Raw genomic sequence first — 17,896 nt, 5'->3', positions numbered from 1 at the left:
GCGTCAGCCGCTGGCCTGCGCTTCTTCCACCCTTTGGGCCAGCGCTTCGGCCTGCGCGGCGATCTCGGCCAAAGTCTCGCTGACTTGCGGTGGGATCACCGGAACCTCGACCCGGGTATCCGGCCGCGCTTCAAGTTCCGCGATGCGGGCCTTGAGGGTGCGAATCTCATCTTCGACCGCCGCCGTCTTGTCGGCCAGCATCAGCCCCGCCATCAGCAGCATCTTTGCCTCGGGCAAGCGGCCCATTGCGGCCACGATCGGCTGCGCCTCGGCATCCAGCATGGCGGCGGCGGTGCGGAGGAAATGTTCCTCGCCTTCCTGACAGGCGACGGGGAAGGACCGGCCGCCAATGGTGACGTGAAGTTCAGGCATCGGCACGCTCTTCGGTGATAAGGGGGGTCAGTTCGGAAAGAATCTCGTCCATCTCGGCCACCTCGGACAGGCGGGCGACGCGGATCGATTCCAATTCGGCCATCATGGCGCGGTTGATCTGATCGGGATCGGCAAGATTGGCCACCTGCGCACGGCGCAGGCCGCGCAGGTTTTCGCGCAACTGCACGACAGTCTTGCGCATGCGCTGCATTTCAAGGCCCTGCACATCCAATTGCGCGGTCATCTTGTCGATCCGTGCGTAAAGGGCTGCGACATCGGGGGGAAGGTCGGCAATCGCTGGGGGTGCGTCTTCCAATTCGGCAATCCGCGCGCGCAGACTGGCCGAAAGGTTGCGTTCGGCGTCCAATTCGGCCTCCAGTTCGGCGATGCGCTGGGCGGCGCCATCGTCAGACCCCAGAGCGGCCCCGTCTGGCGCCCCGTCTGGCGCCCCTTCCGCCGTCCCCGACGGGATGGCCTGCCGCGACAGCGCCTCGACCCCTTCGCCGATCCGTTGCAACGCGGCGGCGATGCGGCGTTCCAGCTCGGTCAAATCCTGCATGGGGTGCCTTTCTGTCCTGCGATAGAATTCTTCTGTTTTTGGCCGTCGGTCGGACCGATCAAGGCATCCACTTCGAATCGCCCTGCCCCGATCCTGCCTACGAGTGTAGCGCAAGAATAAGGCGCAACTCACGCCTTTGCACCCAAGGGCTTGCGCGGATTGCTTGATCTTGCCCGAGATGCGCCCTAGAGCGGGGCCAAACGAACGAAACCCATGACAGGACCACGGCCTTGGACATTCAGACGCTCCGCGCCCGCCACCCGGACCATTGGATGCGCGCCTGCGCGATCCGCACCCTGACGCTTGACGCAGTGGCAGCTGCCAATTCAGGCCATTCGGGGATGCCGATGGGCATGGCCGATGTGGCCACGGTGCTGTTTGAAAAGCATCTGAACTTTGATCCCGCCGCCCCGCGCTGGCCGAACCGCGACCGCTTTATCCTGTCGGCGGGCCACGGGTCGATGCTGATCTATTCGCTGCTGTACCTTACCGGCTATGCCGACATGACGCTGGAGCAGATCCGGAACTTCCGCCAATGGGGGGCCATTACCGCCGGACACCCGGAATTCGGCCATGTGGCAGGGGTGGAAACCACCACTGGGCCGCTCGGTCAGGGGATCGCCAATGCCGTGGGCTTTGCCATGGCCGAGGAAAACCTGCGCGCGCGCTGGGGGGCGAAGGTCGTCGATCACCACACCTATGTGATCGCGGGCGACGGCTGCCTGATGGAGGGCGTGAGCCAAGAGGCCATCGCCCTGGCGGGCAAGCAGAAATTGTCGCGGCTGATCGTGCTGTGGGATGACAACGGGATCACCATCGACGGCAAGGTTTCCATTGCCGATGTGACGGATCAAAAGGCGCGTTTCGCGGCCTCGGGCTGGAATGTGCTGTCCTGCGACGGGCATGACCCCGAGGATATCGACCGTGCGCTGGTGGCCGCGAAGGCATCCGACAAGCCCACGATGATCGCCTGCAAAACGCATATCGCGCTGGGCCATGCGGCACAGGACACGTCAAAGGGCCATGGCGCCCTGACGGATGCAGGCCAGATGGCGGCGGCGAAAGAGGCCTATGGCTGGACCCATGGGCCGTTCGAGATCCCTGCCGACATCAAAAAGGCGTGGGAAGCGAAGGGCGCCCGTGGCGCGGCAGCCCATGCCGAATGGCAGGCGCGTTTCGCGGCGCTGTCGGCGGCGAAACAGGCCGAATTCACGCGCATCTTCGCAGGCGAAGCACCGGCCAAGCTTGGTTCCGTGATCCGGGGCCTGAAGAAGGCGGCGGTCGAGACGATGCCGAAGCTTGCCACCCGTGCGGCATCGGAAAAGGTGCTGGCGGCGGTCAACCCGGTGATGACGGAAACCATCGGGGGATCGGCGGACCTTACGGGATCGAACAACACCAAGACCGCCGATCTGGGCGTTTTCACGCCCGAAGATCGCAAGGGCCGTTACGTCTATTACGGCATCCGCGAACATGGGATGGCGGCGGCGATGAATGGCATGGCGCTGCATGGCGGCGTGCGGCCCTATGGCGGCACCTTCATGTGCTTTACCGACTACGCGCGGCCGTCGATGCGGCTTTCGGCGCTGATGGGGCTGCCGGTCGTCTATGTGATGACGCATGACTCCATCGGTCTGGGCGAGGATGGGCCGACCCACCAACCGGTTGAACATCTGGCCATGAGCCGGGCCACGCCCAACACCCTTGTGATCCGTCCCGCCGATTTGGTGGAAACGGCAGAGGCGTGGGAAGTGGCACTGACCCAGAAGTCGACGCCCACCGTGCTGGCGCTGTCGCGGCAAAACCTGCCTGCGGTGCGCAAGGCGCATGTGAACCAGAACCTCGTGGCCAAAGGGGCCTATGTTCTGGCCGAAGCCACGGGCAAGCGGCAGGTGATCCTGATGGCCACCGGGTCCGAGGTGGAGATCGCGCTGAAGGCGCGCGATGCGCTGGAGGCTGAAGGGATCGGCACGCGGGTCGTGTCCATGCCGTCGATGGAGCTGTTTGCCCAGCAGGACGAGGCATACCGCAAGCGCGTGCTGCCCGGTGGCCCGGTGCGCGTGGCGATCGAGGCGGGCGTGCGTCAGGGCTGGGACCGCTGGCTTCTGGGCGAACGCGGGAAAGAAGCGAAGGCGGGCTTTGTGGGCATGTCCTCCTTCGGTGCCTCGGCCCCGATGGAACGGCTGTATAAGGAATTCGGGATTACGGCAGAACATGCCGTGGCGGTGGCGAAGTCGCTGCTCTGATCAAGAACCTTCGAAAAGATTTGGGCCGCGCCTAGGGCGCGGCCTTTTTCTTTCCGGTGATGGCGGTGATGGCCGGCCCGATGATCCGGGTCGCAATCGGGATCAGGATCACACCAAGGATAAGGCCGAAAATTCCGTCAAAGAAGGCGGTCACCAGCCATGCGACGAACCCCTGCGCCATGTTCAGGGCCGTGGCCGCGGCCTCGGCCAGATGGTGGATCGTCTCATAGGGCCAAGGCCAAAGATGCGTCACCTCCAGCCCATGGGTGACGATATTGCCGCCCACCCACAGCATGGCGGCAGTCCCGATCAGGGACAGCGCCGACATGAGTTTCGGCATCGCCTGCACCAGCCCGCGCCCCAGTGCGCGCCCTGCCCCGGTTCGGCCCGTGGCGGCCATGTGGAGCCCCACATCATCCATCTTCACGATCAGGGCCACCGCGCCATAGACGGCGACAGTGATCAGGGCCCCAACCACGGCCAGCGTGATGGCCTGCATCACAAAACTTGGGCTTTCGATGGTGGCGAGCGCGATGGTCATGATCTCGGCCGAGAGGATGAAGTCGGTCTTGATCGCGCCTGCGACCTTTTCTTCTTCCAGATGCGCGGGATCGGCGGTGTCGAAATCCTGTTCGACCACGTGATCGGCGTGGGGCGCAAGCGCGTGAACCACCTTTTCCGCCCCTTCGAAACAAAGATAGGCCCCACCCAGCATCAAAAGCGGCGTGATGGCCACGGGAAGGAAGTGGTCCAATGCCAGAAGCGCGGGCAGAAGCAGGATCAGTTTGTTCCGCATCGACCCGACCGCGATACGCCAGATCATCGGCAATTCGCGGTCGGCGGAAAAGCCGTGGACATATTTCGGCGTCACGGCGGCATCGTCGATCACCACGCCTGCGGCCTTTGTCCCCGCCTTGGTGGCGGCAGCGGCGATATCATCGACCGAGGCGGCGGCAAGTTTCGCGATGGCGGCCACGTCATCCAGCAGGGCGAGCAATCCGCTCATGCGTTATTTCCCCTTGTCCCTTTCGACGTTCCTACCCCGTGGCGCGGCTTTTGGCAAAGCCCTCAGATTGTTAGCGCAAACCTTGGATGTTTGCGGTAACATGTTGATTTTATGTCGGTTTCAGGCTTTTCGACTCTGCCCGCCTTCGCTATGCGAAATGGCATTCCACGGTATGCAGCGACAGGGAGCGGCACAGATGACCATCACCATCGGCATCAACGGGTTCGGACGGATCGGGCGCTGCACCTTGGCCCATATCGCGGAAAGCAACCGTAACGACGTGCAGGTGGTGGCGATCAATGCCACCGGGCCGATCGAAACAAATGCCCATCTTCTGAAATACGACTCGGTTCATGGGCGGTTCCCCGGCACGGTGAAGGTGTCGGATGGGATGCTCGATCTGGGGCGCGGGCCGATCCGGGTGATGTCGACCTACAATCCGGGCGAGTTGGATTGGGAAGGCGTGGATGTCGTGCTGGAATGCACAGGCCAGTTCAATGATCGCGACAAGGCGGCGGTCCATCTGGGGCGCGGGGCCAAGCGGGTGCTGGTGAGTGCGCCTGCCAAACGGGCCGACAAGACGGTTGTCTATGGTGTGAACCACCGCGCGCTGACAGCCGAGCATCTGGTCGTGTCGAACGGGTCTTGCACCACGAACTGCCTTGCCCCCTTGGCCAAGGTTCTGAATGACGCGATCGGGATCGAGTCGGGCATCATGACGACGATCCATTCCTATACCGGCGATCAACCGACGCTGGATCGGCGGCACAAGGACCTGTATCGCGCGCGCGCTGCGGCCATGGCGATGATCCCCACCAGCACGGGCGCGGCCAAAGCTTTGGGCGAAGTGCTGCCAGAGCTTGCGGGCAAGCTGGATGGCAGCGCGATCCGGGTGCCGACCCCGAATGTCAGCGCGGTGGATCTGACCTTTGTGGCGGGCAAGACGGTGACAGCGCAGGACGTGAACGACATCGTCCGCGAGGCGGCGGCGGGCTATATGGGCATGGTCTTGGCCTATGATCCGGAACCCAAGGTGTCCATCGACTTCAACCACACGCCACAATCGTCTATCTTTGCCCCGGACCAGACCAAGGTGGTCGGTGGCCGCACGGTGCGCGTGCTGGCCTGGTATGACAACGAGTGGGGCTTCTCCTGCCGGATGGCCGATGTGGCCGGGGTGATGGGGCGGCTCCTCCACTGATGGAGGGGTCGTGACAGACCGTATCGCGCTGTTCCTTGGGGTCGCCCTGATCGGGTTGATCATGGCCGATCTGACCGCCAATGGCGGCGAGGCTTTGCTTTTTCTGATGAGAAAGTTCTTCGAGTTCATCGAATTCTTGGCATTCTGGCGCTGAGCGCGCGCGAGTCGGGTTGAATTCTTGCCCGTTCTGCGGATGTTAGCGCTATCGGCGCGGCGGATTCGCCGCCCCCATCCATTTGGAGGAATTGCCATGACCGTCAAAGTCGCCATCAACGGGTTCGGCCGGATCGGCCGCAACGTGCTGCGCGGGATCATCGAGTCGGGTCGTACCGATATCGAAGTCGTGGCGATCAACGATCTGGGTCCGGTCGAGACGAATGCCCATCTCTTGCGCTTTGATTCGGTTCATGGGCGCTTTCCGGCGCAGGTGACCACGGGCGAGGACTGGATTGATGTCGGTCGCGGGCCGATGAAGGTGACCGCCATCAAGAACCCCGCCGATCTGCCTTGGGGCCATGTGGATATCGTGATGGAATGCACCGGCATCTTCACGAGCAAGGAGAAATGCCTTGCCCATCTGGAAAACGGATCAAAGCGGGTCCTGATCTCGGCCCCCGGCGATGGGGCGGACAAGACCATCGTCTATGGCGTGAACCATCACACGCTGACCAAGGATGACGTGGTCGTTTCAAACGCCTCTTGCACCACCAACTGCCTGTCGCCGGTGGCCAAGGTGTTGAACGAGGTGGTGGGGATCGAAAAGGGGATGATGACCACCATCCATTCCTATACCGGCGATCAGCCGACCTTGGACACGATGCACAAGGACCTGTATCGCGCCCGCGCGGCGGCCCTGTCGATGATCCCGACCAGCACGGGCGCGGCAAAGGCCGTGGGTCTGGTTCTGCCAGAGTTGAAGGGCAAGCTGGACGGTTTCGCGATCCGGGTGCCGACGCCCAATGTTTCGGTCGTTGACCTGAAATTTATCGCCAAGCGCGCGACCAGCGTGGAAGAGATCAACGCCGCGATCAAGGCGGCGGCGGATGGGCCGATGAAGGGCATTCTGGGCTATACGGAGTTCAAGAATGTCTCGTCGGACTTCAACCATGATCCGCATTCGTCGGTCTTCCATATGGACCAGACGAAGGTGATGGATGGGACCTTCGTGTCGATCCTGTCTTGGTATGACAATGAATGGGGTTTCTCGAACCGCATGGCCGATACCGCCGTTGCGATGGGCAAGTTGATCTGATTTCGCGCCTTTCGAGCCTATGTTGCAGGCCGGTCATGCAATGTGACCGGCCTTCGCTTTTGTTGCAGCCCTAACGGGTTATCCTTTCTTCATGGATTTGATTGTTGTCATCGCGATTCTGAGCGGGCTGTTTCTTGCCATCGCTCTGGCGGAGCCGCTTTCCACGCGGCTGCGGCTGCCTGTGCCGGTGATCCTTGTGGCGCTGGGCATGGCGATCGGGGGCGGTGCGGCATGGTTCTGGCGCACCGAGATGACCGATGCGCTGAACCCCGTGGCGCTGGCGATCCTGAGCCTGCCGATTTCGTCCGAGGTGTTCATCTATGTGCTGCTGCCCATCCTGCTGTTTCAGGTGTCGCTGACCTTGAACCTGCGGCGGCTGATGGATGACTGGGTGCCGGTCCTGTCCTTGGCGGTCATCGCCGTCTTCGTGGCGACGGTGGTGATTGCGGCGGCCTTGATGCCCTTTGCCAGCCTGCCCCTGATGGCCTGCCTTCTGCTGGGGTCCATCGTATCGACAACCGATCCCTCGGCGGTGGTCAGCATCTTTCGCGCAACCCCTGCCCCGCAGCGTCTGGCACGGATCGTGGAAGGCGAAAGCCTGCTGAACGACGCCGCCGCCATCGCGCTTTTTTCGGTGTTCCTGTCGGCCTTGGCGATGCGAGAGACGGCGCCCGAACCCGTGGCGGTGCTGGCGCAGTTGCCATGGGTGATCGGGGCGGGGGCCGTGGTGGGATGGTTTCTGGCCCGCGCGGCGATGTGGGCGATGGCGGCGATGAACGCTTGGCCCTTGGCGCAATTGTCGGTGAGTTTCGCCCTGCCCTTCGCCACATTCCTGATCGTGGACCGCATGCTGGAAGCATCGGGCGTGGTGGCGGCGGTCGTGGCGGGGATGACGGTGAATTTTCTTGCGCCGGGGCGGCTGTCGCCCCCCGCGTTGGCCTTCTTGCGCGAGGCGTGGAACCTTTTGGCCTATTGGGCGGGCGGGATGATCTTCGTTTTGGCCGCGCTTCTGGTGCCATCGGCGCTGGAACAGGCGCGGGCCGAGGATTTTCTTCTGGTCGCCGTGGTCGTCGTCGCGGCCTTTGCCGCGCGGGCGGTGATCCTGTGGGGTCTGTTGCCCCTGCTGTCCTTGGCGCGGGTGTCGCCCAAGGTGGAAGGACCGTACCGCATCGCCATCCTTTGGGGCGGGTTGCGCGGGGCGGTGACGCTGGCCCTTGCCTTGGCGGTGACGGAAAACCCGTCCATCCCGTTTGAGATCAAGCGGCAGGTCGGCATCGTGGCGACGGGCTTTGCGCTGTTTACCCTGTTGGTGCAGGGCACGACTTTGCGCCTGATGATCAGCTGGTTGGGGCTGGATCGTTTGTCGCCGCTGGACCGCGCGCTGTCGGAACAGGTGGTGGCGGTGGCCTTGCAGGATGTGCGCGAAACGGTCGCCGAAACGGTGCGCGGCTTTGACCTGACGCCCGCCATCATCCGCGAAGAGGCCGTGCGTTTCGGCGAAAGGCTGAACCAAGCGGTGGATGCGGCGGATGAGGCGAAGGATATCCTCGACAAGGACCGGGTCACGCTGGGCATGGTGGCGCTGGCGGGGCATGAGCGGGATCTTCTGCTAGATGCGTTCCGCGACGGTTTCATCTCGGCCCGCACGGCGGAACGCATGCTGGCCGATGCCGACCGCTTGATCGAGGTGACGCGCACGGCGGGCCGCGCGGGCTATCGCGCGCAGGTCCGGCGCAGCCTGCGGCGGGGGCGGTGGCTGGATCTGGCGGATTGGGCGCATAGCCGGTTCCGATGGCGCGCGGGTCTGCAAAGCCTGATCGCGGATCGCTTCGAATTTCTGGTGGCGCATCAGCAGATGATGCGCTTTCTGCGCAGCTTCGTGGACAAACGCATCCTGCGCATTCACGGGCGGCGGGTGGCTGCGCTGCTGCAAGACTTGCTGGGCTGGCGGATGGAGGAAGCGGGGCGCGAATTGGAAGGGTTGCGCATCCAGTTTCCCGGCTATGCCGAAGAGGTGGAACGGCAGTTGATCCGCCGTATCGCCTTGCGACGGGAAGAGGTGGAATATGAACAATATGTGCAGGACGGTCTGATCGGGCCGGAACTGCATCTGGCCTTGCAACAGCGCCTTGCCAAGGCGCGGGCGACCCTGTCCGTGCGGCCCAAGCTGGACCTGCGGGGGCAGCGGATCGACATCATCCGGGGCTTTGGCCTGTTCTCGGCGCTGGATGAAGGGTCGCTCAGGCAATTGGCGCGGCGGATGAAACCTGTCTACGCCTCACCCGGCGATGTGCTGGTGAAGAAAGAGGATTTGCCGGATCGCGTCTGGTTCGTCGCGCGCGGGGCGGTCGAGGCCGAGGTGGCAGGAAACCGCGTTCTCTTGGGACAGGGAGAGATGTTCGGCCATCTGTCCGTGTTGCAGAAAAGGCCGCGGCGGGCCACGGTGCGCGCGCTGTCGCATACCATGCTCCTGACCCTGCAAGAGGCAGAGTTCGTGACCCTGATGGCACAGGTGCCCGCCTTGGCCGAGGCGGTGCGGGCCAGCGCTGAGAAGCGGGGGCTGGAGGTGGCGCTGCCTGCCCCGTCAGGGCCGCAGGCAGCCCGCCACCTGATCGCAAGGCTGCGCGCAGGGTTGCGTCCGGCGGAGTAGCTATGCATCTTATGCATGACGGCAAGTCCGGCTTGGCGGTTGTTAGCGGTAACGGAAAGGGCCATTTTCACAGCATGCCGAAGGGATAACCGAGAAGCCCTTGGCAGGTTCGTGAAAGGAACAAGAGATGAAACTGATCGAAACGCTGAAGTCGGCCGCCGCCAACCGCGCGCTCTATCGCCGGACCCGCGACGAGATCGCCCAGATGCCGCGCGATGTGGCGCTGGACCTTGGGATTTACCCCGAAGATGCGCATCGCATCGCCTGGGCCGCAGTCTACGGCAAGTAGGGCCTACGCCAAATCACTCTGTCGCTGGGGGCCATCACGGCCCCCTTTTGATTCACTGATAGCGTGCCTTCAGCGCGGCCTCGACCGGGGGGGTGACGAATTTGGAAACATCCCCACCCAAACGGGCGATTTCCTTGACGAGTTTTGACGCGATGGCCTGACGGCGGGCATCGGCCATCATGAAAACCGTCTCGATACTGGCATCCAGCGCCCGATTCATGCCGACCATCTGGAATTCATATTCGAAATCCGCCACCGCGCGCAGGCCGCGCACAATGACGGTTGCCCCCACATCGCGGGCGCAATCGATGAGAAGGTTCTCGAAGGGGTGAACAACGATCTCTCCCCCAGTCTTGGCCTGAATGGCGGCACATTCCGCCTGCACCATGGCGACCCGCTCTTCGAGCGAAAACAGCGGCCCCTTGTCCCGGTTGATCGCAACACCGATCACCAGACGATCCACAAGTGCCATGGCACGCTGGATGATATCGACATGGCCCAGCGTGATGGGGTCAAAGGTGCCCGGGTAAAGGCCGATACGCATGGGTCCACTCCCCCCTCTTTCGCGGTGGAAGCACGCAACATTATTGCGCGGTTGAGTGCAAGACCCAAAGCGCCGCAGGGTTGACCAAGGTCAGAACCCCTTGATCATGCCTTCCAGCGCGTCCTTTTCCATGGCGAGTTCGGTGAGCCGCGCCTTGACCACATCGCCGATCGAAATCAGGCCGATCATCTGATTGCCATCCATCACCGGCATATGGCGGAAACGGCCATCGGTCATCTTTTGCAGCACCTCATCGGCGCTGTCATCGCGGCGGCATCCGACGATATTGGCGGTCATCACGCTGTCCACCGTTTCGGCCATGCAGGCCGGGCCACGGCGGCCAAGTTCCCGCACGATATCGCGTTCCGACACAATGCCCGACACCCGCTTGCCATCCGGTGAAACGATCAAGGCACCGATCCGGCGCGTCGAAAGCGTTTCGGCGGCCTTGGCGACAGACGTTCCCGGCGGCACGGTGACGACGCCATCATCGGCCTTGGTTTTCAGGATTTGGCTGACAAGCATGGGGTCCTCCCTCCCTAGTTGTCATTTTGATGGTGCGCGCGGTCGCGGCGTCTGTCAACGAAAGCCTGCGGCTTTACAGATCTCAGAAGGCGCAACATTCTTGGTGGCAGTGATTGGTGGAGGGTGACATGCGGTTCTTGGCCGTTCTTGTGGGACTGCTTGGTGCGGTTCCGGCTGTGGCGGATGAGATCACGGCCGCGACTCGGGCCTATGGGCGGATCGTGGCCTTTCCGATGCCCGCCGATTTTGTCGCGGTCTATGAGGCGGAAGAGGACGGCAGCTATCTTCTGGAACTGGTCCCGTCAGGCGAAGGGGTGGAGGATTGGTCGCAGATGATCACCCTTTCGGCGGCCGAAGGCTTGGCGCCACGGATCGGTGATCCGCTGGATATGGCATCGATGATCGGGGGTGGGTTCCGGGATGCCTGCCCCGAAACCTTCTGGGGTTCGGATGAAGGCGCGCAAGAGGTGGACGGGGCGGATGCCGCGCATCTGGTGGCCTTTTCCTGCGGGGACTCTGGGGGTGGGCAGGCCGAAACTGCCTTGATCCTTGTGGCGCTGTCGGGTGACGACCTCTTTACCCTGCAATGGGCGGCCCGCGGCCCCAGATCAAGCGCGCAGGTCTTGCCCGACACGGGTGATTGGCGCCCAAGGGGCGAGGCGCTGTTGCGCCTGCGCCTCTGCCCGGTGATTGAGGGTGAGGAACCGCCCTACCCGTCCTGCGTGGAATAGGCCTCAAGCCGCGCCACTTCGCGCCGAAGGCCCTGCGCCAATAGATCGGCAAAGCGGTTCAGGCGGGCCACGCGCCCGTCATCGGCATGGCGGATCAACCAGAAACTGCGAATCAGGGACAGTTGTTCAGGGATCACCCGCACCAGTTCCGGCGCGGCGGGAAGGGCGAAATCATGTACCACGCCGACCCCTGCCCCCGCGCGCAGCCAATTCAGTTGAACCGAGACAGAGTTCGACGCCAAGGCCACCGCCCCTGCCCCCAATTCGGCCAGGTAGTCCAGTTCCTTATCGTGGATCATATCGGGGATATAGCCGACAAGGCGGTGATGGCGCAGGTCTTGCGGCGCGGTCAGGGGCGCTGTGCGCGACAGGTAATCGGGATGGGCGGCCAGATGCAGGCGGTAATCCGTCAGTTTCTGCACCGTCAGGCGGCCTGCCGTCGGGCGGCTGACCGCGATGGCAAGGTCGGCCTCGCGCTTTGAAAGGTTAAAGACGCGGGGAAGCGCGACGATCTGCACCTCTAGCCCCGGATTGGCGTCGCAGATTTGGGCCAGAACCTGCGGCAGCAGGTAATTGGCGCAGCCATCAGGCGCGCCGATGCGAATCTGGCCCGACAGACCCTCGGGGCCGGAAAGCGCCTCGCGCGCGCCATCCAGCGCGGTTTCGGCGCGTTCGGCATGGGGCAGAAGGCGGGTGCCCTCTTCGGTCAGGGCATAGCCTTGCGGGGATTTGGCGAAAAGCCGCGCCCCCATCGCCTCTTCCAACCGCGCGATGCGACGGCCCACGGTGGCGGCGTCGATCTTCAGCCTTTTACCCGCGCCCGACAGGCTTTCGCTGCGGGCAACGGCAAGGAAGATACGCAGGTCGTCCCAATCCATCCGCGCCCATCCTGCATTTTTGCAAAGCCTCTTTGAATTCTTTCCTCTGTTTGCGGCATTTCCGCAAGGCTATTCTCGGCACCAGCAAATGAGGGAGACTCCCATGAAAGAGATCGGTCACTGGATCAACGGCAAGCATGTGGCGGGCACGTCGGGGCGTTTTGCCGATGTCTTCAACCCGGCCACGGGCGAGGTTCAGGCGCGCGTCGCGCTGGCCAGCAAGGCCGAACTGGATGCTGCATCGGCGGATGCGGCGCAGGCGCAGGTGAAATGGGGCGCGACCAACCCGCAGCGCCGCGCGCGGGTGATGATGGAATTCGTCCGCCTTCTGAACCGCGATATGGACAAGCTTGCCGCCGCACTGTCGAGCGAGCATGGCAAGACCATCCCCGACGCCAAGGGCGATATCCAGCGCGGGCTTGAGGTGATGGAATTCTGCATCGGTGCGCCGCATCTGTTGAAGGGCGAATTCACCGATAGCGCCGGTCCGGGCATCGACATGTATTCCATGCGCCAGCCGATCGGCGTGGCGGCGGGGATCACGCCCTTCAACTTTCCGGCCATGATCCCAATGTGGAAGATGGGGCCTGCGCTCGCGTGCGGGAATGCCTTCATCCTGAAGCCGTCCGAGCGTGACCCTTCGGTTCCCCTGATGCTGGCGGAACTGATGCAGGAGGCGGGGCTTCCTGATGGCGTGCTGCAAGTCATCAATGGCGACAAGGAAGCGGTGGATGCCATCCTCGACTCGCCCGTCATCGCGGGGATCGGCTTTGTCGGCTCTACCCCCATTGCGGAATATATCTATGGGCGCGGCTGTTCCAACGGCAAGCGCGTGCAATGCTTTGGCGGTGCCAAGAACCACATGATCATCATGCCGGATGCCGACATGGATCAGGCCGCAGATGCCTTGGTCGGCGCAGGCTATGGCGCGGCGGGCGAACGCTGCATGGCGATCTCGGTCGCGGTTCCGGTGGGCGATGCGACAGCGGATGCACTGATCGAAAAGCTGATCCCGCGGATCGAGAAGTTGAAGGTCGGCCCCTATACCGCTGGCAATGATGTGGATTACGGCCCCGTGGTGACGGCGGCGGCGAAGGCCAATATCCTGCGTCTGGTCGAAAGTGGCGTGGCGCAGGGCGCGAAACTGGTGGTCGATGGCCGGAACTTCAAGCTGCAGGGCTATGAGGATGGCTTCTTCGTCGGCCCCCATCTCTTTGACCATGTCACCCGCGACATGGACATCTACCGCAAAGAGATTTTCGGGCCTGTCCTGTCCACCGTCCGCGCCAAGACCTATGAAGAGGCCTTGGCCTATGCGATGGACCACGAATATGGCAACGGCACCGCGATCTTTACCCGTGACGGCGACACGGCGCGCGATTTCGCGGCGCGGGTCAATGTGGGGATGATCGGGATCAACGTGCCGATCCCGGTGCCGCTGGCCTATCATACCTTCGGCGGCTGGAAGAAATCGGCCTTCGGTGATCTGAACCAGCATGGCCCGGATGCCTTCCGCTTCTACACGCGGACGAAGACCATCACCTCGCGCTGGCCGTCGGGGATCAAGGAAGGCGCGGCCTTCAACTTCAAGCAGATGGATTGATCGCCGGACCTTTCGGCAAGGATGGGCCGCCCTTGGGGCGGCCCTTTTCTTTTGGCCTTGATCGGGGCATCGGCGGGCTGTTTTCTACCCCCAAGTGGTGGTGGAGGCGGTATGGATTGGATGTCGGAGATTGGGGCGATCCTGCCTGAAACGCGGGCGGAACTGGCCGCCCTGCAACGGCGTGGCTTGCCAAGGGGGTTGGATCTATTTGCGCCGGGGGATCGGGCACAGGGCTTTCCACTGGTCCTGTCTGGGCGGGTCGAGGTGTTTTTGACCGGGCCTTCGGGGCGCGAGATCCTCCTTTACGCCGTGGAGCGGGGGCAAAGCTGCATCCAGACGACGCTGGGCCTTTTGGGGGATGAACCCTATTCCGGCACCGCCGCCACGGTCAGCGACGCAGAGGTGGTGACCATCCCGAAACCCCTTTTCCTGCGGCTGATGGATCGTGATCCAGCCTTTCGCGGCTTTGTGCTGCGGTCTTTCGGGCAGCGGATGGCAGATCTCACGCGGTTGTTGGAAGCAGTGGCCTTTGGCCGGGTCGAAGCGCGGCTGGCGGGCGCGCTCCTCGATCTGGCAGAGGCGGGGGTGGTGCGGGCCACGCAATCCGAAATTGCCGCCCGGATCGGTTCAGCGCGCGAGGTGGTGTCGCGCAAGCTGGATGCCTTTGGCAAATCGGGCTGGGTGGCCACGGACCGGGGCGAGGTGCATCTGCGTGACCTCGCCGCCCTGCGGCGGGCGGCGGGGCGGTGACCGGGGCATTTGCCCCGTTTTCGCAATTGCCCGCAGGGCGCGTGACAAGATCACAGACAAGACATGCGCGATTCGCTATGTTTATATCCATGCCCCGGAGAAACCGGGCCAAGGACAGAAAGGGAACCAAGATGTTCAAGAAAAATGTCGGTGGAATTGATCGCGTGTTGCGGATCGTCGTCGGCCTTGCGCTGCTGGCCGGGTTCTTCCTGAATGCCGATGGGGCCTATCGCTGGGCCTATCTGATCGGGATCGTGCCGCTGGCAACGGGGCTGATTTCCTCTTGCCCGCTTTATTCCATTCTGGGTCTGTCGACCTGCCCGATGAAGAAGGCCTGACCCTTCGGAAAGAAGCGCCGCCCCCCAGGGCGGCGCTTTTCATTCTGCGGCCACGCGACGGGGTTTCAGCATGTCGCGCAGGTAACGACCTGTATGGCTGCGTTCGACCTTTGCCACCTCTTCCGGCGTGCCGGTCGCCACGATCTCTCCCCCGCCATCGCCGCCTTCGGGGCCAATGTCGATGATCCAATCGGCGGTCTTGATGACATCAAGGTTGTGTTCGATGACCACGACCGTATTGCCCTGATCCACCAATTCATGCAGCACTTCCAAGAGCTTGCGCACATCTTCGAAGTGCAGCCCCGTGGTCGGTTCATCAAGGATGTAAAGCGTGCGCCCCGTCGCGCGGCGCGACAGTTCCTTGGACAGTTTCACCCGCTGCGCCTCACCGCCTGACAGCGTGGTGGCCTGCTGGCCCACCTTGATATAGCCAAGCCCCACCTGGCACAGCGCATCCATCTTTTCGCGGATGGCGGGAACGGCTTGGAAAAACCCCTGCGCATCTTCGCATGTCATATCAAGAACGTCCGATATGCTTTTGTTCTTGAACTTTATTTCCAACGTTTCGCGATTATAGCGCTGGCCCTTGCAGGTTTCGCAGGTGACATAGACATCGGGCAGGAAATGCATCTCGATCTTGATGACGCCATCGCCCTGACAAGCCTCACACCGCCCGCCTTTCACATTGAAACTGAACCGCCCCGGTTGATAGCCGCGCGCCTTGGATTCCGGCAGACCTGCAAACCAATCGCGGATGGGGGTGAACGCGCCGGTATAGGTGGCGGGGTTCGATCGCGGCGTGCGTCCGATGGGGCGCTGGTCGATATCGATGACCTTGTCGAGATGTTCGAACCCCTTGATCGTCTCGCAAGGCGCGGGTGTTTCCCGTGCGCCGTTCAAGCGCATGGCGGCCGTCTTGAACAGGGTTTCGATGGTCAGCGTCGACTTGCCCCCACCCGACACACCCGTGACGCAGACGAATTTGCCCAACGGGAAGTCGACCGTGACGTTCTTGAGGTTGTTCCCAGAAGCCCCGACAACGGTAAGCTTTTTCCCGCTGCCGCTGCGCCGCGTTTTTGGCACCGCAATCTCGCGCTGCCCCGAGAGATATTGCCCAGTCAGACTGACAGGATCGGCGGCCACCTGCTGCGGTGTGCCATGGCTGACCACACGGCCGCCATGCACGCCTGCGCCGGGGCCGATGTCAAAGACATAATCCGCCTCGCGGATCGCGTCTTCGTCATGTTCCACCACCAGCACCGTGTTGCCCTGATCCCGCAGGTTTTTCAGCGTGGTCAGAAGCCTGTCATTGTCGCGTTGGTGCAACCCGATGGAGGGTTCGTCGAGAACATAAAGAACCCCCGTCAACCCCGACCCGATCTGCGACGCCAGACGGATACGCTGTGATTCACCCCCAGAAAGGGTGCCCGCATTGCGACTAAGCGTCAGATAATTAAGGCCCACATTCACAAGGAATCCAAGGCGTTCGCGGATTTCCTTAAGAATGGCGCGGGCGATTTCGTTCTTTTGATTGGTCAGGTGATCCGGCACCGTGCCGATCCAGGCATAGGCCTCTTTGATCGACATGCGGACGACCTCGCCCACATGCAGCCCCGCGATTTTCACGGCCAGCGCCTCAGGCTTCAGACGATAGCCATGACAGGTGCCGCAATTGCGGTTGTTCTGATAGCGCTCGAATTCCTCGCGCACCCAAGCGCTATCGGTTTCGCGATAACGGCGTTCCATGTTCGGGATGACGCCCTCAAAGACGCGGGACACTTCGTAGATGCGGCCGCCTTCATCATAGCGGAAGCGGATCTCCTCATCCCCGGACCCATAAAGGAACAGCTGCTGCACATGCGCAGGCAGGTCTTTCCATTTCTTCTTCGGGTCGAATTCGTAATGTTTGGCAAGAGCTTGGATCGTCTGCGTGAAGTAGGGGCTTTTTGATTTCGCCCAAGGGGCCAGCGCCCCCTGCATCAGGTTCAGCCCCTGATCGGGCACCACCAGACGGTCGTCGAAGAACAGTTCCACCCCCAACCCGTCGCAGGCCGGGCACGCCCCGAAGGGCGCGTTAAAGGAAAAGAGGCGCGGTTCAATCTCGGGGATGGTAAAGCCCGACACCGGGCAGGCGAAGTTTTCCGAATAGGTGATGCGTTCGGGATCGCCTTCGGTCGGCGCGGTTTCAAGGATCGCGATACCATCGGCAAGGTCCAGCGCGGTGCGGAAACTGTCGGCAAGCCGCGTTTCGATCCCTTCGCGCACCACGATCCGGTCCACCACCACGTCGATATCGTGGCGGAATTTCTTGTCGAGCGTGGGCGGTTCTTCAAGTTCATAGAATTGCCCATCGACCTTGACGCGCTGAAACCCCTGTTTGCGCAGGTCGATGAACTCTTTCTTATACTCCCCCTTCCGGTCCCGAACGATCGGGGCCAACAGATAGGCGCGCGTGCCCTCTGCCATGGCCATGACGGCATCCACCATGTCCTGCACCTGCATCGCGGTGATGGGCAGCCCCGTGGCCGGGCTATAGGGCGTGCCGACGCGGGCGAACAGCAGGCGGAGGTAGTCATAGATCTCTGTCACCGTGCCAACGGTAGAGCGCGGGTTCTTCGACGTGGTCTTCTGTTCAATGGAAATGGCCGGAGACAGGCCCGAAATATGATCGACATCGGGTTTCCCCATCATGTCGAGGAATTGCCGCGCATAGGCCGAAAGCGATTCCACATAGCGGCGCTGCCCTTCGGCATAGATCGTGTCGAAGGCGAGCGAGGACTTGCCAGACCCGGAAAGGCCGGTGATCACCACAAGCTGATCGCGCGGGATGTCAAGGTCGACCCCCTTCAGATTGTGCTCGCGCGCGCCGCGCACTTCGATGAACTTCTGTTCGGCCATGGCCATTCCCCCGGACGGATGGGCCAGAGATAGGGCATCGCGGCCGAGTCTCCA

The 17,896-nt window shown here is 62.6% G+C and carries 17 protein-coding genes; 10 read left to right on the top strand and 7 right to left on the bottom strand.

What is annotated here, in order from left to right; translation table 11 throughout:
* Positions 1-3: 3 nt before the first annotated feature.
* Together QF092_RS03585 and QF092_RS03580 are read right to left on the bottom strand one after the other, a co-directional pair.
* Positions 4-372: a cell division protein ZapA gene (locus QF092_RS03585; protein WP_281467722.1), complete on the bottom strand. Its 369-nt coding sequence runs from the start codon at positions 370-372 to the stop codon at positions 4-6.
* Complete coding sequence (locus tag QF092_RS03580; protein ID WP_281467720.1) at positions 365-931, bottom strand: hypothetical protein; 567 nt, start codon at positions 929-931, stop codon at positions 365-367. Before QF092_RS03580 ends, QF092_RS03585 begins: the two co-directional genes overlap by 8 nt.
* Before the next feature lie 230 nt (positions 932-1,161).
* Between QF092_RS03580 and tkt the strand changes: the two genes are divergently transcribed.
* Positions 1,162-3,177 carry a transketolase gene (gene tkt / locus QF092_RS03575; RefSeq protein WP_281467717.1) on the top strand — a complete coding sequence of 672 codons (2,016 nt, stop codon included), beginning with the start codon at positions 1,162-1,164 and terminating at the stop codon, positions 3,175-3,177.
* A 31-nt stretch (positions 3,178-3,208) separates the two neighbouring features.
* Here the strand turns inward: tkt and QF092_RS03570 are convergent, their stop codons facing one another.
* Positions 3,209-4,183, bottom strand: coding sequence for a DUF808 domain-containing protein (locus tag QF092_RS03570; RefSeq protein ID WP_281467715.1), 975 nt, complete (start codon positions 4,181-4,183; stop codon positions 3,209-3,211).
* A gap of 196 nt (positions 4,184-4,379) precedes the next feature.
* On the opposite strand from QF092_RS03570, the gene gap (QF092_RS03565) reads away from it, so the two are divergent.
* The 5 genes from gap (QF092_RS03565) to QF092_RS03545 all read left to right on the top strand — a co-directional run bounded on the left by gap (QF092_RS03565) (position 4,380) and on the right by QF092_RS03545 (position 9,575).
* Positions 4,380-5,384, top strand: a complete 1,005-nt coding sequence (gene gap, locus QF092_RS03565) for a type I glyceraldehyde-3-phosphate dehydrogenase (RefSeq protein WP_281467713.1) — start codon at positions 4,380-4,382, stop codon at positions 5,382-5,384.
* A 10-nt stretch (positions 5,385-5,394) separates the two neighbouring features.
* Positions 5,395-5,538, top strand: a complete 144-nt coding sequence (locus tag QF092_RS03560) for a hypothetical protein (RefSeq protein WP_281467711.1) — start codon at positions 5,395-5,397, stop codon at positions 5,536-5,538.
* A 96-nt stretch (positions 5,539-5,634) separates the two neighbouring features.
* Positions 5,635-6,636 carry a type I glyceraldehyde-3-phosphate dehydrogenase gene (gene gap / locus QF092_RS03555; RefSeq protein ID WP_281467709.1) on the top strand — a complete coding sequence of 334 codons (1,002 nt, stop codon included), beginning with the start codon at positions 5,635-5,637 and terminating at the stop codon, positions 6,634-6,636.
* Between the two features lie 91 nt (positions 6,637-6,727).
* Complete coding sequence (locus QF092_RS03550) at positions 6,728-9,286, top strand: cation:proton antiporter (RefSeq protein WP_281467707.1); 2,559 nt, start codon at positions 6,728-6,730, stop codon at positions 9,284-9,286.
* A 127-nt stretch (positions 9,287-9,413) separates the two neighbouring features.
* A complete protein-coding gene (locus tag QF092_RS03545; RefSeq protein ID WP_281467706.1) occupies positions 9,414-9,575 on the top strand; it encodes a hypothetical protein in 162 nt (53 codons plus the stop codon).
* A 52-nt stretch (positions 9,576-9,627) separates the two neighbouring features.
* On the opposite strand, the gene coaD is transcribed toward QF092_RS03545, so the two are convergent.
* A complete protein-coding gene (coaD, locus tag QF092_RS03540) occupies positions 9,628-10,119 on the bottom strand; it encodes a pantetheine-phosphate adenylyltransferase (protein WP_281467704.1) in 492 nt (163 codons plus the stop codon).
* A 90-nt stretch (positions 10,120-10,209) separates the two neighbouring features.
* Entirely contained in the window at positions 10,210-10,644 is a 435-nt protein-coding gene (locus QF092_RS03535) for a CBS domain-containing protein (RefSeq protein ID WP_281467702.1), read from the bottom strand.
* 128 nt (positions 10,645-10,772) lie between these two features.
* Here QF092_RS03535 and QF092_RS03530 point away from each other — a divergent pair, with 128 nt between their 5' ends.
* Entirely contained in the window at positions 10,773-11,375 is a 603-nt protein-coding gene (locus tag QF092_RS03530) for a hypothetical protein (protein WP_281467700.1), read from the top strand.
* On the opposite strand, the gene QF092_RS03525 is transcribed toward QF092_RS03530, so the two are convergent.
* The gene (locus tag QF092_RS03525; protein WP_281467698.1) at positions 11,354-12,253 is read right to left on the bottom strand and encodes a LysR family transcriptional regulator; all 900 of its coding nucleotides are present in this window, start codon (positions 12,251-12,253) and stop codon (positions 11,354-11,356) included. The genes QF092_RS03530 and QF092_RS03525 overlap by 22 nt on opposite strands.
* Positions 12,254-12,356: 103 nt before the next feature.
* On the opposite strand from QF092_RS03525, the gene QF092_RS03520 reads away from it, so the two are divergent.
* The 3 genes from QF092_RS03520 (at position 12,357) to QF092_RS03510 (ending at position 14,944) form a co-directional block, all read left to right on the top strand.
* On the top strand, positions 12,357-13,856 hold the full coding sequence (locus QF092_RS03520) for a CoA-acylating methylmalonate-semialdehyde dehydrogenase (protein WP_281467695.1): 1,500 nt from the start codon (positions 12,357-12,359) through the stop codon (positions 13,854-13,856).
* A gap of 111 nt (positions 13,857-13,967) precedes the next feature.
* On the top strand, positions 13,968-14,606 hold the full coding sequence (locus QF092_RS03515) for a Crp/Fnr family transcriptional regulator (RefSeq protein WP_281467693.1): 639 nt from the start codon (positions 13,968-13,970) through the stop codon (positions 14,604-14,606).
* Between the two features lie 131 nt (positions 14,607-14,737).
* On the top strand, positions 14,738-14,944 hold the full coding sequence (locus QF092_RS03510; RefSeq protein ID WP_281467691.1) for a YgaP family membrane protein: 207 nt from the start codon (positions 14,738-14,740) through the stop codon (positions 14,942-14,944).
* Between the two features lie 39 nt (positions 14,945-14,983).
* Here QF092_RS03510 and uvrA read toward each other — a convergent pair whose 3' ends face one another.
* A complete protein-coding gene (gene uvrA, locus QF092_RS03505; RefSeq protein WP_281467689.1) occupies positions 14,984-17,842 on the bottom strand; it encodes an excinuclease ABC subunit UvrA in 2,859 nt (952 codons plus the stop codon).
* Positions 17,843-17,896: the final 54 nt, after the last annotated feature.

The organism is Fuscovulum ytuae, from assembly GCF_029953595.1.
Lineage (GTDB): Bacteria > Pseudomonadota > Alphaproteobacteria > Rhodobacterales > Rhodobacteraceae > Paragemmobacter > Paragemmobacter ytuae.
The sequence above is the reverse complement of the archived record's forward strand: the minus strand, read 5'-3'. Positions and strand labels throughout refer to the sequence as shown.